The following is a 16,147-nucleotide window of genomic DNA, read 5'->3' as shown; positions in this document are numbered from 1 at the left end:
TTTCCTCCTAAACTAGTTAAATTAATTAGTAAACTATCCTTAACCTCGAGTGTTGGATTGAAACCCCTTATCTAGCTCTTCCTTAACAAGCAATCTTTTTAAAAGTTTTCCTACAGTATTTCTAGGCAAAGACTCGCGCAATTCTATCTCTTTCGGAATTTTATATCGGGTTAGTTTTGTTTTGCAGTACTCCCTAAGCTCTTCCGGATCAAGGGTTCTTCCATCCTTTGGAACAACATATGCCTTTACTATTTCTCCTTGTTCCTGATGGGGTATCCCTACTACTGCCGCTTCAAGAACAAGAGGATGTTCGTATAGAACTCCCTCTACTTCCTGTGGATAAATATTGAATCCACCTACAATGATCATTTCCTTCTTTCTGCCGACGATGTAAAAATAACCATCTTCATCCATCGTTGCGAGATCACCGGTATACAACCACCCATTTCGGAGAGCAGCTTTCGTTTCTTCTGCATTGTTCCAATATCCTTTCATGACCTGAGGTCCTTTTATTAATAATTCTCCAACAGTATTTGGTCCAAGCTCATTACCGCTTTCATCAACAATGATGCAATCCGTTCCAGGCATTGGTATACCAACACTTCCTGCCTTTCTAATCCCAAATGGAGGATTGCGGTGTGTTGAAGGGGACGACTCCGATAACCCGAAACCTTCCCCAATTACCGCTCCAGTTAACTCCTCAAACCGCCTTAGCACTTCGACAGGCAGCGGGGCTGAACCACAGGAACAAAATTTTAAACAGTTCAAACCATACTGTTCTACGTCCGGATGATTAACGAAGGCATTGTACATCTTCGGTACACCGGGAAAAAACGTTGGTTGATACTCCTTAACCTTTTCAAGTACGTAGTCAAGCTCAAATTTTTTGAACAGTAAAATTACTCCTCCGATATTAATCGGGAGATTCATTCCACTTGTCATCCCATAGACATGATACAACGGAGTAGCCGTAAGCGTCATTTCTTTGCCAATCTCCATTTTATCCCCATACATCACACGGCTCTGGACAACGTTTGCGACAAGATTATAATGGGTAAGCATTGCCCCTTTTGTTTTTCCTGTCGTCCCTCCTGTGTATTGAATTACCGCAATATCTTCATATACGTCAACCTCAACAGGGCTTTCGATCATTGTGGAGGATGTAAATAAATCTTCTAATCTTGTAAATTGATTTTCGCCGTCATTAGATTGGGAAATAAATATGTAATCAAATCGATATTGTTTGCACACTTCAAAAATGGTTTGTCTAGCTGATGAATCACCGACAATGTATGACATTTGTGAATCATTGGCGATATGAAGAAGTTCTCTTGGTGTGTACATCGGGTTAATTTGTACAACCGTCAACCCTAGTGCCTGTGCTGCATAATAGCTTAAACAATAGTGAGGATGATTCCCCAACATTAATCCGATACGATCACCTTTTTTAAATCCCATTTGCTTCCATGCACCAGCAAGTCTATCAACATCTTCCTTCAACTGGCTATATTTTATTTTCTCATCTTCAAAAATAATCGCCGTCTGATCCCCATATTTTTGGGCAGATTGGCTGAGAAAATAATAGAGTGATTTTTCCGGAATCTGAAGATGTTCATTGTTCTTATACTGTTTGGACCAAGGTCTCTTCTTCATATTATTCAAGGATTAGCCACCTCCTATATTGAAAAATGAAGGCTTAGGTCGCTAGCAACTCGTAATCTATCACCATACTACCTTGAGCCTTCTAATCATTTTTTAAATAATATTATTATTCAGATACCCGTTCAATAATGGCCGCGATTCCCTGTCCTCCGCCAATACAAGCTGTTATTAGCGCATATCTTCCATTTCTTCTTTTTAATTCATGGACAGCTTTCGTAAACAGAATCGCTCCAGTCGCACCGAGCGGATGACCGTGGGCAATCGCACCGCCGTTGACGTTAAGCTTTTCTGGGTCCATTTTAAGCTCGCGGTCACAGGCAATCACTTGTGATGCAAATGCTTCATTCAACTCAATAATGTCAATTTCATCTAATGATAGACCAGATTTCTCCAACACCTTTCTTGTAGCTGGAACAGGTCCGATGCCCATAATATTAGGATCTACTCCAGCTACTGCAGATTCGCGGATGATAGCTAATGGTGTTAATCCTAATTGCTCTGCTTTTTCCCTTGACATGATGACAAGTGCTGATGCGGCGTCATTTAAACCAGAACTGCTTCCTGCAGTAACGGTCCCGCCTTCGAGAAATGCTGGAGGAAGCTTCGTTAATGCTTCAATTGTCGTTTTCGGACGAGGATGCTCATCTACCTTAAATTCAATTGGCTCACCCTTTTTCACAGGGATTTGAATTGGTACGATTTGGTCATCAAAGCGCCCTTCTTCCATTGCTTGTGCCATTCTTTGCTGGCTTCTTAGTGCGAATTCATCCTGTTCCTGTCGGCTAATATCGTATTTTTTCACCAGATTCTCGGCAGTTATTCCCATTGGCGGATCACCGATTTCTTTCGGTGACAACTGGGACTTTCTAAACTTTGGAAGCGCAGGGCTGAAAGCTTTTTCCGCGCGATCCATTAAATAAGGAGCCCTACTCATACTTTCCACACCACCAGCAATATAAATGTCTCCGGCCCCAGAACGGATAGCCTGTGCAGCTAAAACAACTGCATTGATCCCTGATCCACATTGACGGTCAATCGTCAAACCCGGAATATCTGTAGAAAGGCCTGTTTGCAAAGCAGTCAGCCTTGCGATATTTCCTCCTCCGCTCAATACATTTCCCATGATGACATCTTCAACCATGTCAGCAGTAATATTGGCACGTTTCATTGCCTCTTTAATTACCTCAGCCCCAAAAACATGAGCTGGTACTGAAGCAAGCGCTCCACCTTGTCTTGCAATTGCCGTTCTAACAGCTGATACGATTACAGCATCTCTATTCATTTTCTCTTCACTCCTTAATAGTTTGATTTAGTTTTCCTCGTATATTTACGACAGAAGTTGAAAAGCCAATCGACCTTTAACAGCAAGTTTTTCATCTTGTTTAACTGCTGTAACATTAAATGTCAGTGTATTTTCTTGTTTTTCTACTAATGTTGCTTTTAATGTAATGACATCACCTAAAAAGATCATGCCTTGAAACCTTACAGAATAATCTTTAATGAATCCATTGACTAAATATTCGGATAATATTTTAGCTAAATTCCCCATCGTCCACATTCCATGAGCAATGATACCAGGAAGTCCTGCTTTTTCAGCTTCATCATCAATGGTATGGATAGGATTGTAATCCCCCGAAGCTCCTGCATATTTAATCAAGTCTAAACGTGAGACAGGACCAATTTGGATTTCATTAAGAGTTTCACCTATTTGTAGTTCAACTAACTGTTTCACTTTGACATCTCCTTCTTAACAGCTTCGCTGATAATGAGAACCTGTTCTGTTTCACAAACAAGCTCACCTTGTTCATCTTCCACACATCTTGATAATATGAGAAATCCCATATTCCCAAAGTTCCCCTTTTTTTCGAAATAATTTTTCACTTGCACATAACAATAAACGGTTTCTCCCACGTAAAGCGGGCGTCTATAATGATATTTTTGTTCGCCATGAATTAAACCTTTTGTTGGCATTCCTAAATTCGGTATTGCGCCGTAATCAAAAGTAACCGGAAAGGTGACAGGTGCAATATTTTTTTTGTGTGGTGATGCTAGCGCTGCTTCTTCGTCAAAATAATTTGGGGACGGATCCCCTATAGCTTCTGCAAATTTTTTTACCCAGCCTTTTTCAACTGTATTCTTAACTTTGGCTGATCGCTGTCCTATTTTCTCTCGGAACATTTCCTTCATCCTTTCTACCCTTCTGCTTCAAGCAATGTTCTCTTTAAAAACTCATTTGATGATAGAATTAAATCATTTTACGATACTGGTAAATCTAAATCATTTTTGTTATCAGACTTTAAGCTTTTACGAATAGCGTTTATGATAAGGAAAAATGATATTGCTAAAAATAGAAGTGAGATTGGTTTCGTAAAAAGCATCGTAATATTCCCGCCTGACAAAGATAATACCTGGCGAACGGATTCCTCTAATTTAGGTCCTAGAACAAATCCGATAATAATTCCAACAAGGGGAATTTTCACTTTATTTAATAAGTAGCCCATAATTCCAAATACAAAGACTAAAACAATATCAAATGCTGCCTGGCTATATCCATATGTACCTGCAACACATAATACAAGGATAATAGGCGCTAAAACCGTAGGTCTGATAAATGAAATTTTCCGATAAATAGTACTTCCGTACCAGTTGAGAATAAAGCAAATAATGGATGCCATTAACATACCAGCCATGATTCCATAGACAATTGACCCATTATGTTCAAGAATTTGCGGACCAGGGATGATCCCATGCATAATTAAAGCACCAAAAATCAGTGCGGCCTCTGCATCTCCTGGAATCCCTAGTGATAGAAGTGGAATAAGATTAGCACTTGCAACAGCACTATTTGCTCCTTCAGCTGCAGCAATACCTTCCTGTTCACCCTTTCCAAAGTTCTCCGGATTCTTAGCTTTTTTCCTCGCTTGGGTGTAACTAACAAAGCTAGCTGTGACAGGACCTAACCCTGGGAGTGCACCAATGGCTGTTCCAATCGCTGAAGAACGAAATAGAGTTCTTTTCATTCCAGATATTTCTTTTAACGTTATATTATCATTGCCCTTTGGAACATCAGAACCACTTGAATCATCTTCTAAATCAGTTGAATTTGATTTATTATGCCTTGATGTAAAATATTGTTCGATCGTTGTAAAAACCTCAGAAACAGCCAACAAACCAATAACTAAAGCAATAATGCTAATGCCGCCAGACAGTTCAAGAAATCCAAAATTCAACCGTGGAATTGCCGTTTCAGGATCTGCTCCAATCGTTGCAATCATCAGCCCAATAATTACTGATATGATCCCTTTCGCCATTGATCCGCCTGATACAGTAATAATTAATATTAAGGCAAATAAGACAAGGGAAGTATATTCCGCTGGACCAAATTTTAAAGCCAAAGATGCAATAGCCGCAGCACTAAATATCAGTACTAAATTCGCCATCATGTCACCAATTGTAGAAGCAACTAAAGCTGTTCTAATGGCTTTTCTTGGATACCCTTTTCTCTTTAAGCTATACCCATCCATTGCCGTTGCAGCAGCAGCGGGAGTACCGGGAGCATTAAACATTATTGCACTCACACTTCCCCCAAACAACCCGCCTTTGTACATGGCGGTAAGCATGACAATTCCTGCAATAGGATCGAGATAGAAAGTTACTGGTAATATTAACGCAATACCCATAGTTGCTGTTAATCCAGGTATTGCACCTAACAATGTTCCTGCGATGACACCTGCTGTGGTTAGTAGAATCGTTAAAGGAGTAAACATGGTAACGAAACCGTCAAATATTTGAGAGAACATCTAGAAAACACCACCTCTTTTTTTTATAGTAAATTTAAAATAATACGCCTGCCGGAAAATATAATGCAAGTACCTTCGTAAATAGTAAATAGATACAACTCGGCAATATAACGCTTAAAAGAATGGCGATTTTCCATCCCTCACCCAAAGATCGCATTAAAACTAGGATAAATAGGATAGACATTACAAAAAATCCAATATATTGAATTGATAAGGAATAAACGAAATAAATGAGTATGCTATAACCCACAAATTTGGAAACTTTTTTATTGAATTGATATTGTTCAGATTGTTTTTTTACGAAGATCCTAATAAGGCTAATTACACCGACAAGCAACAAAGCAACCGAATAGATGTAAGGAAATAATCTCGGTTGTCCACTTTGAATTCCCGTAGGAATAATCAAGAAAATCATTAGCACACTCAAAATAGTTATAAATCCATAAACATAAACTTCCTTAACAACAAAGTTACTTTTCTCCATTAACACCCTCCTATTATTCATATTTATCAGCTTAATTATCTGATAAGTTGTAAATGGTAAATAACAATAAGCTATTTTATATCACCTCCATTACCACTGGATTAGATAATTCAAATAAATAACGGAAATGATAGGGCTTTCATTTTCTGAATTTATTAAAAATTCTTAATATATTATATATACTAGAATATTAAGAGAAAATAGTCTAATATCAAAATATACATATTTTAATACCTTTAAAGTCTTAACATAATAGAAAAACACTATTATAAAGGGGGCATTAACTATAGAACTACGTCATTTAAAATACTTTGTTGCCGTCGCTGAGGAATTAAATTTTGGCAGGGCAGCTTCTCGTTTAAATATTTCTCAGCCTCCGCTAAGCAGGCAAATAAAACAGTTAGAGGATGAAATAGGAACCGAACTTTTTTTTCGTACTAAACAAACCGTACAGTTAACCGATGCAGGAAAGGTTTTTTTGGATCATTCATATAAGATTTTAAATAGGATTGATAAAGCATGCAAAGATTCCCTTAAAGCAGCAGAAGGAAGACGTGGAACTATCTTAATTAGCTATGCAAGCGGGGTAAACGTTGTGTTAATGAGAATTTTACTTTTATTTCGAGAAAAGTTCCCTGACGTTGAAATTATATTTAAGCAATCATTGTCAGTTGATATCATTGAAGATTTACAAGAAGGAAGAATTCATATTGGAGTACTGCCGCCTTTTGAAAATAAATTAATACACTTTCAAACTATCAGCATTTCGCCTAATGGCGTTATTTTGCCATTGACACATTCACTCGCAGGAGATACGACTCCACTTAAAGTTAAAGAACTAGAAGATGAACCTTTTGTTGTATCTTCTCGGACCTCATTGTTTTTTGACCATATTCAGTACATATGTAATCAGTCTAGTTTTTCTCCAAAAATTGTACAGGAGGTACTAGGATTACCTACGATTATATCTTGTGTCGCTTCAGGCATGGGAGTTTCTATTGTCTCAAAGTTAACCATGCAACAACACCCCAATCCAAAGATCGTGTTTAGAGAGTTGAGACCTATTACAGAACTTAAGACTGCCTTAGCTTGGAGGAAAGATGAAAAATCACCATCTGTTCATAATTTTCTATCCTTCGCCAAGGAATATCTAGATAAAAACAATCTCCCATAAAAAAAGGATGCTCCATTTAAATGGAATCATCCTTTTCTCACCCTTGTTATTGTTAAATTCCGAACTCTCTTACGCCACCGAACAGACATATACTTTCTTAAACATTTTCGAGGACGCTCATGAACGGAAGCGGCGGTATGCATCGAGGGTCTGTAACTAAATCTATTACAACAGGCCCATCTGCTGCAAAGGCTTCTTTTAAAGCTGATTCAATTTCCTGTGGTGATTCAACTCTGATTCCTTTAACCCCACATGCTTCCGCTACTTTTGCATGATTTACAGCCGTTAAATCAGTAGCGTTTGTGCTTCTTCCCCACTGAGCTTCTTCAGCTAACTTTTGATAAGCTAAAATTTCATTATTTATTACGGCGATCACAACATTTATTCCTTCTCTCTTACATGTCTCCAGCTCGCTCCACACATGGCCAAATCCTCCATCGCCAGCAAGACAAAAGACTTTGTTCCCTGGTTTAGCAATTTTTGCCCCCATTGCCATAGGCAGCCCCCATCCAAGCCCAGCTATTCCTCTTGGGAAAATAAATTTCCGATTGCCCTTTGCTTTAATATAATTTGAAAGCCAGATGGATGAAAAGCTTGCATCAGCGACTATAATATGATCCTCTACTAACTGCTTATCAAGTTCAGCTAGAAATCTTTCAATCTTAACTGGTGACTCGTTTGAAGTCTTAACATTTACAGCTTCCTCCAGATGAGAAACTCTTGCTTTTGCAATAATTTCTTCAATAATTGGACGATTTTCTATACGTTTTTGCAAATCATTTCTTAAGAGAGAATTTTTTAAAGCTGCTAAAGTTAGTTTGGCATCGCCTGCCAATCTTAATGCCTCATAGTTTCTCCCTATTTCCATTGAATCAATATCGATATGAATATAGGCTGCATCTTTTGGCAGCAAGGTCCAAGAGTCAGTACCATTCTGATTTGTCCGATTTCCAACTAATAGAATAACATCCGCATCCTGAACCATTGGTTTTAAGAATTTAGTTGCTCCTCTGTTCCCCATGTAATACCCGATCGGCCCAAGTGTTAATGGGTGATCCTCTCCGACGGACCCTTTGCCCATTGTCGTTGTAGCGACAGGAATTGAACATTCCTCTTGAATTTGGCGTAGTTCATTGCTTGCACCTGATGAGATTACTCCTCCCCCTGCATAAATAAGCGGACGCTTTGCATTGGCTAATAGTTTTGCAGCTTCTTCAATTTTCACGGGATCGGCAACCGTTCTATCCAATGGATATTCCCCAAGACTGGCTGCTCTATCCGATTTAATTGGATATTTTTTTGTATCAAATGTTAAATCTTTAGGACAAAGCAATACAGCAGGTCCCGGTCTACCGCTTGCTGCAGCTGTAAATGCCATATCAACATAATCTTCAATTCTATCCTCAGACGGGATCTTTTTAACCCATTTAGCAACACCAGAAAATAACTGAACTTGATCCATTTCTTGAAATGCATTTCTTTCCTCATTTGTCCTTGCGATTTCATCAACAAGCGCGACTACTGGATGAGAAGCTTTTAAACACTCAGCTAACCCCGGTACTAACAATGTTGCCGCAGGCCCATTTTGTGCTGCTACCACAGGTACTGTGCCAGCACACATTCCATAACCTTGTGCCATATAGGAACCGGAATTTTCCTGTCTAAATCCAACTTGCCTAATACCAAGGTCCATAGCTGCTAACATAATCGTATGAGGGTTGCTTTGCCCAAAAATAACCTTCACACCATTTCTCTTAAGAGCCATGGCAATTCTTTGAGCATTAGTTGCTTCTAAATTCTCATTCACTGCTTCATTTATCGCAGAATTTGTTTCAGTAACATTACTCATTATTCGATCTCCTCTTTCCTATTAATATAGTTAAACTCTAAATCATCTTTTTATAAAGCAAATTAATTAGGAAACCCCTCTAAAAACTAGTAAACTTAATTTCGATTAAAGATAATTAACTTTAACTCTGTCATTTCTTCAACCGCATATTTAATTCCTTCACGGCCCATACCGCTTTCTTTAACGCCGCCATATGGCATGTTATCAACACGGAATGTCGGGATATCGTTGATTAGCACACCACCTACATGAAGTTTCTCAGCAGCATTAAGCGCAGTGTGAATATCATTTGTATAAATACCTGCTTGGAGACCGAACCGTGAATCGTTAACCATATTAATAGCCTGCTCCATAGTAGTAAATTTTTCAATGGTTACAATAGGTGCAAAAACCTCTTGGCATGAAACTTTGAGGGATGGATTAACATCGACAAGCACTGTTGGTTGTAGAACGCGCCCATCCACCGAGCCGCCAACCGCAATTTTTGCTCCACCGTTCTGAGCTTCCTCTATCCAAGCTAATACACGGTCAGTTTCCCTAGTATTAATTAAGGCTGATACATCCGTTGAAGGATCAAGCGGATCACCTAGTTTTAGTTTCTTTGTTTCATGGAGGAATTTTTCAATAAAGGAATCATACAAATTTTCATGTACATAGATACGCTGTAGGGATATACATACTTGACCTTGATATGAGAAGGCTCCGCTTACACACCGCCCGATCATTTTATTAATATCTATCCCATTGTCAACAATGACAGCAGAGTTAGAGCCTAGTTCAAGTGTAACTCGTTTCAACCCCGCCTTATTTCGAATACCAATCCCTACAGGTGGACTTCCAGTAAAAGTAATCAAATTTATACGTTCATCTAAGGTAATTCTTTCTCCTACCACACTGCCACTGCCAGTCACAATGTTTAATGCACCATCAGGCAATCCTGCTTCTAACAGCAATTCTCCGATAAAGAAAGCTGACAATGGTGTTTGCGACGCTGGTTTTAGCACAATCGTATTGCCTGTTGCAATCGCAGGACCAATTTTATGTGCTACAAGATTCATAGGAAAGTTAAATGGGGTAATAGCACCAATTATCCCAAGAGGTTCACGGAGTGTAAAAGCAACTCTACCCTCTCCACCTGGGGCAGCATCCAATGGAACAGTCTCGCCATTTATCCGTTTTGCTTCTTCGGCTGCAAACTTGTAAGTTTGAATAGTTCGGCTAACTTCAACTCGCGCGGTAGTGATAGGCTTAGCTGCTTCAAGAGCAATAATCTCTGCTGCTTGTTCTGCCTTTTCTGTTAATAACACAACCAACTTTTCTAAAATTCCAGCACGCTGATGGGCAGGCATCTTTGCCATTATTTCTTTGGCCTGTTCTGCTGCCTTAACAGCCATGTTGACATCCTCCGATGAAGCGATAGGAATTTCTGCAATGACTTTTCCCGAGTATGGTGAAATAAGATTTGTATATTCTTCTGTTTCAATCCAATTACCATCAATAAGCAGTTTTTTCTTAACTCTATTATTAATCAAAAAAATCCACCTCCTAGAAAAAATATAAAGTCATGAAATTTTCGTGATTACGCTATAAATGTACCGCCATTTACATCAACTACTGTTCCAGTAATAAAGCTTGAATAATCTGATGCAAGGAATAAAATTGTTTTCGCTACCTCTTCAGGGGTACCCAGCCGCCCTAATGGTGTTTTCGCGATCACTCGCTCGTTTACTTCTTTTGCTACGTCCCGAATCATCGGCGTGTCAATTCTTCCGGGTGCAACTGCATTTGCATAAATCCCATGTTCACCTAGCTCCCCAGCAAGTTGTCGTGTCAATGCAATGATGCCCGCTTTGCTCACTGAATAATGTGCCGCCGTTATCGAACTAAATGTCCGGCCAGCTTGTGATGCAATATTTACGATATGTCCTTTGCCAGCTTCCTTCATCATCCTGGCGGCTACTTGGCTGCAATAAAATGCGCCATTTAAATTAATATTTAATACCTTTAGCCACTCATCACTAGATAATTGTTCGATTGGAACTCTGCCATTTGGTCCTTTTGGAGAAATCCCTGCACCATTTACAAGGATGTCTAACCTGCCAAACTTTTCTCTAATCTGTTTCCCTGCTTGTTCAACTGCAGATTGATCGGATACATCGAGTTGCAGCGGTAATACCTCTACTCCCTTTTCTTTAAGTACAGATGCTAGATCATTAACTTTTTCAAAATCTAGATCCGTGATTACAAGATGACTACCTGCATTTGCTAATTGGTGACATGTTGCTTGGCCAATTCCACCTGCAGCACCTGTAATCCAGCTAACTGAATTATGTAAGTTCATAATAACCTCCTATTTTTAAGTTTTGGTGAAGGGATTATATTTAGATTATTCCGAAAACTTTGTTGGTAATTCATTTTTTATGGGCTCCTAAAGTTGATGTTGGAGATAGCAAAATTTTCGGTCCGCCATTTTGGAGACATTCTTCAAACCCTTTATCAAAATCTTTAAAAGGCAGATGTTTTTTTATGATTAAAAGTGCTTTAGATTGAACCTTTTCCATTAAATTTATGGCAATATCCCAATCCTCTTTTAACGCCCCAATACTTCCTGTTACTCTTAGCTCTTTATAAGCTATGTTCATAAAAGAAACAGTTACAGGCTTTGAAGCCGTTCCGATTTGAACGAATTGTCCATTTGGACGCAATACATTTATACCAAGATTAACCGCATTAGCATTTCCGGAACACTCTAAAACAATGTCGATTGTTATTTTTTCACGTTGAAGCAGGTCCGGTAAGTCACTAGAAAGAGCAGTGATATCGACACCCATTTGCTCAGCAATCTTCAAACGGTCCGTATCGGCAGTTGTTCCGCATACAATCACTGTTGCCCCAAACTGTTTAGCTACGAGGGAGGTAAGTAGACCGATTGCTCCTGGACCAGTTACAAGGATTGTATCTGTCGGCTTTATGTCAGCTTTATAAACACCGCTGACTGCTACTGATAGTGGTTCAATCATAGCTGCGGCATCATCTGAAATACTATCTGGAAGAAGAAAAATTTGATCTTCATTCAATTTCACGTATTCAGAAAATACACCATCACAATTAAATCCCATCCGCTTTCTGTTTTTACAAAGTTTTAATTGCCCCCGTTCACAGTACCGGCATTGTTCGCAGCCCCCATATCCTGGAGTGGCGACGATACGGTCTCCGATAGCAGCTTTTGTTACCTTGTCTCCAACCTCAATAACTTCACCCATAAATTCATGACCTAGAACAAACGGTAGTACATGTTCATCGACGGGATAATTCCCAGTGTACAATTTTAAATCCGTCCCACAAATTCCAGCACGCCTTACCCTTACTAATACCTGACCTTCTTCAATTTTAGGTATTTTGATATCTCTCAACACTGCTTTTGTTTTGCCTTCAATATTTTCGAGAAGTATACTCTCCACTAAATTTCACTCCCTTTCAATACCATTACTAGAACTCAGAAAAACCCTTGATTTATGTTCCGTAATCCGGAATGCAATTACGTAATACGTTATATAAAAATCATACAATCATTATTATACAACTGTCAATTAAACTATATGAATTTTCAGAAAATAATACATAACTTATACTCTATTAAAAATACTATTCGGCGTTAATACAAAATAAAACAGCACTTTGTCTGAATTCTAAAGTGCTGTACTTGTAGTATCTATTCAACCCTGCCACCCAAGTTCTCTTGAAAACTTATACCCTGCTTCTCTTATGACTTCGATTATTTTGGGCACCCGATCTTTATTAAATCTTATTTCAATACCCCCTACGCTGAGTGATCCAACCACTTTACCTTCATGATTAAAGATTGGAACTCCGATTGCTGATGTATTAAGGTTAGTCTCATTGCTGCTAAATGAATATCCTGCTGTACGAATATTTTCTAACCTTTCTTTTAATTCCTTCCTTTCTTCATCATTCAAATTAAAGGAATCAATAATTTGATTTTGATCATCCATGTGTATATAAGCCAGAATTGCAAGAGGACCTCCTCCAATATTAAGCGGTAACACATCCCCAATATTTGTCGTAGCATCTTGAATATAGTAACTTCCCTTGACAGCATCAATACAATACGCCTTATTATTACGAACAATAAATAGGTATGAATTATCCTCAAGAGTGTTGGATATCTCCTGTAAATACTTCCTTGCCCTCTCGGGTAGATCAATTGTGTTAATTACCGTACTTCCAATCGTAAACAGCTCAATCCCTAAACGATAATAAGGGGCTTGCCCGATATAAACTTTTTCCAAAAATCCAATACTTGTAAGTGTAGTACAAAATCTCATTGCAGTAGTTTTCGTAAAACCTGTTTTTTGATGAATTTCTTGAAGAGTTAACATGGGCTCTTTTTTATTAAAAAGCTTTAAGATGATAGCAGCTTTCTGCACTGACTGGATAACTGATTTATCGCTCACTACGTTGTTAATCCCTCCTTTTCCTATAAGCTACACAATCTTCAAGTATAACTATTATTCTATCTATTTTATTGATGATGTGAAAAGAATAAAAGTATGTATCTTTCTACATTACTCCTAAAACCCATGGGATATATATGATCTACCTAATACTAAAAATTGCAGGGTGAACCCAATGGTTTCACCCTGCAGATTTACCAGTATAGCAATCCATCAATTCGTCACATTCACTTTCGGTACAAAAATCTTATCATGCTGATAGTCGCCATCAATTTCATTAATGGCAATCACACATGCATTTTCAAATGGTTTTTGTTTATTTTCATTATCGATAGGATATTGCATAATAAAGGTTAAAAACGCATGAATAAAAGCAGAATGAGTAACAAGCAAGACATCCTCATAACGCTGTTGTTGCTCAATTCGCTGAAGAGCCGTACTATAAAACATCGCCGCGCGCAGATAGACATCTGCCATCGATTCACCGTTAGGATAGCGGTAATAAAATTTACCAGCTGCTTTATATTCTCTTTTCAATTCTGGAGTTCGATTATTAATATTAAGAAGATTCCCCAGTTCCCACTCGCGCAGCAGTGGATTTTGATAAAACGGAACATTCTCTGGCAGTACAGAACGTATCGCCTCTGCTGTTTGCATTGTGCGGTTGTATGGGGAACTATACAAAACCGTTTTGTCACTTACCTTGGATTTTAGAAATTCAGCTGCTGCCTTTGCTTGCTTATGCCCTAACTCAGTTAAATTATGTGCTGAATCGTGAATATGTTCCATTAACGTATAATCCACATTATGTTCTGATTCTCCATGACGAATAAGATAAATAGTCAAATATTCCACCCCTTAAGTTGGCTTTTTATATTGAAGGGCCCTTCGATGAAATGTAAGAGAGCCTATATAAAAATAACAATCTATACTTTACTTTACCAAGATTATTATCATGGGTAAAGTGAAAGGTATTAATAGTCAGAATTATCAAATTAATAAATAATCCCTATCAGCAGGATAGGGAAATCTTTTTTTAAAAAAAATCTATTTAATAGACGGAACAAAGATCTTCTGATACCCATAAGTACCATCGTCTTTCTCATGTAATTGAAGAACAGAAGCATTCTCAATCGATTCCAGCAGCGTAAAGTTCTCAACCTGCTGTTCCGGCAGCTGCATTAAAACAGTCATGAATAGGTGCATAAACCCAGCATGAGAAACAATAACAATATCCTCATAACGCTGCTGATTTAGTATTCGTTGTAGAACAGCATTTGCAAAAACATTGCCCCTCAAATATACATCCGCCAACGACTCACCATTTCGAAAACGAAAATAAAAACGTCCTGCGGCTTTATATTCTTTTTTTACCTCTGGCGGACGATCATTTACATCATAAAGATTTCCTAACTCCCACTCCCTTAGAAGTGGATTTTCATAGAGCGGAACCTCATGCGGCAATGCTTCACGTATCGCCTGAGCCGTTTGCAAGGCACGCTTGTAAGGAGAGCTGTAAAAAACAGTGTTCTCATTTAGTTTATTTTTTAAGAACTGTGCTGTCTCTTTCGCTTGCTCCTGACCGATTTCCGTTAAATTGTGCTGTGAATCATGGGCCTCTTTCATAACAGACGAATCAACATTATGCCAAGCTTCCCCATGACGTACTAGATATATAGTCAAAATTCCACACTCCAATTATTATCTTTTCTTGACGTTATTTCCCTGCAAACCAGCGCTGAACATTCTCATACATCATTGTATGGATATGCTCGTCTGATACACCAGCTCTCTTCAATTGAGGGATGACTTCATCAACTACAAATGTCATCGTCCAATCTGGATTTGACGCTTTTTTAACCTCTGGCGGGAACCAGTCGATCGTACAGCAGCTATCCTGCGAAAGGAACATCCGATCTGCGTAACCCCTTCTGACTAATTCAATAACAGTAGCATTTCTGTCTTCAGTGGAAAGCCGCGTCTTAATTCCATATCGGTCCATTCCAATATAGGCACCTCTGTCAAGAACCCTTAGAATATATTCAATATCAGTTGTATCACCGCAATGTCCTATCAAGACGTTTTCCAGATTAACTCCTTCTTCCTCTAAAATATCCAACTGCATCAGACCGGTTCCGCTTGCAGGATGAGAATGTGTCATAATGGGTACGCCCGTGCGCAAGTGGGCTCTTGCCACTCCGCGAATCACCTTTTCCACATCCTTCTGCATTCCTTGACGATCGGTTGCACATTTTAGAAAACCAGCTTTAATGGATGTATTCTGTACACCAACCTCGATATCTTGAACAAATTGATCTGCCATATAATCGATATCACGATTTTGAAAATGAGGGGCAATATAATGATAAGTATAAATTCCAGTCGCTGCGATCACCTGAACACCCGTCTCACGCGAAATTCTTTCCATAAACAGAACATCTCGCCCTAACCCCATTACGGTAGGGTCGCAAACGGTATTAACTCCTCTAGCCTTAACCTCATTTAATTGGGAAATAGCTTCACTTGTTTCAAATTCTTCATCATAAAGCCGTGGAAATTGCACAGCCACCTCTTCTGAACGTGAACGAAGATGTTCATGAATTAAAGTACATCCAAGCTCCGAACTATCGATCTTGCCGGTTACGGTATTAATTTCAGTCATTACTGATCGGCTCCTTTCAAGGTTAGGTTTTTACAAACTAT

At 38.7% G+C, this 16,147-nt stretch carries 15 protein-coding genes and 1 pseudogene; 2 read left to right on the top strand and 14 right to left on the bottom strand.

Annotated features, from left to right (window positions below):
- Positions 1-39: 39 nt before the first annotated feature.
- From CZ487_RS08865 to CZ487_RS08840, 6 genes are all read right to left on the bottom strand, one after another.
- Positions 40-1,653, bottom strand: a complete 1,614-nt coding sequence (locus CZ487_RS08865; RefSeq protein ID WP_077211914.1) for a long-chain-fatty-acid--CoA ligase — start codon at positions 1,651-1,653, stop codon at positions 40-42.
- A gap of 115 nt (positions 1,654-1,768) precedes the next feature.
- Positions 1,769-2,944: a thiolase family protein gene (locus tag CZ487_RS08860; protein WP_077211749.1), complete on the bottom strand. Its 1,176-nt coding sequence runs from the start codon at positions 2,942-2,944 to the stop codon at positions 1,769-1,771.
- A 45-nt stretch (positions 2,945-2,989) separates the two neighbouring features.
- The gene (locus CZ487_RS08855; RefSeq protein WP_077211748.1) at positions 2,990-3,394 is read right to left on the bottom strand and encodes a MaoC/PaaZ C-terminal domain-containing protein; all 405 of its coding nucleotides are present in this window, start codon (positions 3,392-3,394) and stop codon (positions 2,990-2,992) included.
- Entirely contained in the window at positions 3,391-3,840 is a 450-nt protein-coding gene (locus CZ487_RS08850) for a MaoC family dehydratase N-terminal domain-containing protein (RefSeq protein ID WP_077211913.1), read from the bottom strand. Before CZ487_RS08850 ends, CZ487_RS08855 begins: the two co-directional genes overlap by 4 nt.
- A 77-nt stretch (positions 3,841-3,917) precedes the next feature.
- The gene (locus tag CZ487_RS08845; protein ID WP_077211747.1) at positions 3,918-5,462 is read right to left on the bottom strand and encodes a tripartite tricarboxylate transporter permease; all 1,545 of its coding nucleotides are present in this window, start codon (positions 5,460-5,462) and stop codon (positions 3,918-3,920) included.
- Between the two features lie 34 nt (positions 5,463-5,496).
- On the bottom strand, positions 5,497-5,946 hold the full coding sequence (locus tag CZ487_RS08840; protein WP_077211746.1) for a tripartite tricarboxylate transporter TctB family protein: 450 nt from the start codon (positions 5,944-5,946) through the stop codon (positions 5,497-5,499).
- Positions 5,947-6,211: 265 nt separating this feature from the next.
- On the opposite strand from CZ487_RS08840, the pseudogene CZ487_RS27950 reads away from it, so the two are divergent.
- Together CZ487_RS27950 and CZ487_RS08835 are read left to right on the top strand one after the other, a co-directional pair.
- Positions 6,212-6,358: pseudogene (locus CZ487_RS27950) on the top strand (LysR family transcriptional regulator); the annotation flags it as partial.
- Positions 6,359-6,424: 66 nt separating this feature from the next.
- Complete coding sequence (locus tag CZ487_RS08835; protein ID WP_161949606.1) at positions 6,425-7,120, top strand: LysR family substrate-binding domain-containing protein; 696 nt, start codon at positions 6,425-6,427, stop codon at positions 7,118-7,120.
- Positions 7,121-7,217: 97 nt separating this feature from the next.
- On the opposite strand, the gene CZ487_RS08830 is transcribed toward CZ487_RS08835, so the two are convergent.
- The 8 genes from CZ487_RS08830 to CZ487_RS08795 form a co-directional block, all read right to left on the bottom strand.
- Positions 7,218-8,969 carry an acetolactate synthase catalytic subunit gene (locus CZ487_RS08830; protein ID WP_077211744.1) on the bottom strand — a complete coding sequence of 584 codons (1,752 nt, stop codon included), beginning with the start codon at positions 8,967-8,969 and terminating at the stop codon, positions 7,218-7,220.
- 95 nt (positions 8,970-9,064) lie between these two features.
- On the bottom strand, positions 9,065-10,498 hold the full coding sequence (locus CZ487_RS08825; RefSeq protein ID WP_337189735.1) for an aldehyde dehydrogenase family protein: 1,434 nt from the start codon (positions 10,496-10,498) through the stop codon (positions 9,065-9,067).
- Positions 10,499-10,548: 50 nt separating this feature from the next.
- Entirely contained in the window at positions 10,549-11,310 is a 762-nt protein-coding gene (locus CZ487_RS08820) for an SDR family NAD(P)-dependent oxidoreductase (protein ID WP_084783160.1), read from the bottom strand.
- Positions 11,311-11,380: 70 nt separating this feature from the next.
- On the bottom strand, positions 11,381-12,430 hold the full coding sequence (locus CZ487_RS08815; protein ID WP_077211741.1) for a zinc-dependent alcohol dehydrogenase: 1,050 nt from the start codon (positions 12,428-12,430) through the stop codon (positions 11,381-11,383).
- Between the two features lie 255 nt (positions 12,431-12,685).
- On the bottom strand, positions 12,686-13,444 hold the full coding sequence (locus CZ487_RS08810) for an IclR family transcriptional regulator (protein WP_077211740.1): 759 nt from the start codon (positions 13,442-13,444) through the stop codon (positions 12,686-12,688).
- 213 nt (positions 13,445-13,657) lie between these two features.
- On the bottom strand, positions 13,658-14,290 hold the full coding sequence (locus CZ487_RS08805; protein WP_077211739.1) for a histidine phosphatase family protein: 633 nt from the start codon (positions 14,288-14,290) through the stop codon (positions 13,658-13,660).
- 201 nt (positions 14,291-14,491) lie between these two features.
- Positions 14,492-15,127 carry a histidine phosphatase family protein gene (locus tag CZ487_RS08800; protein WP_077211738.1) on the bottom strand — a complete coding sequence of 212 codons (636 nt, stop codon included), beginning with the start codon at positions 15,125-15,127 and terminating at the stop codon, positions 14,492-14,494.
- 34 nt (positions 15,128-15,161) lie between these two features.
- The gene (locus CZ487_RS08795) at positions 15,162-16,106 is read right to left on the bottom strand and encodes a phosphotriesterase family protein (RefSeq protein ID WP_077211737.1); all 945 of its coding nucleotides are present in this window, start codon (positions 16,104-16,106) and stop codon (positions 15,162-15,164) included.
- Positions 16,107-16,147 lie beyond the last annotated feature (41 nt).

This window comes from Robertmurraya dakarensis, from assembly GCF_900156875.1.
GTDB classification, from domain to species: domain Bacteria; phylum Bacillota; class Bacilli; order Bacillales; family Cytobacillaceae; genus Robertmurraya; species Robertmurraya dakarensis.
This window is presented reverse-complemented; position numbering and strand designations above follow the sequence as displayed.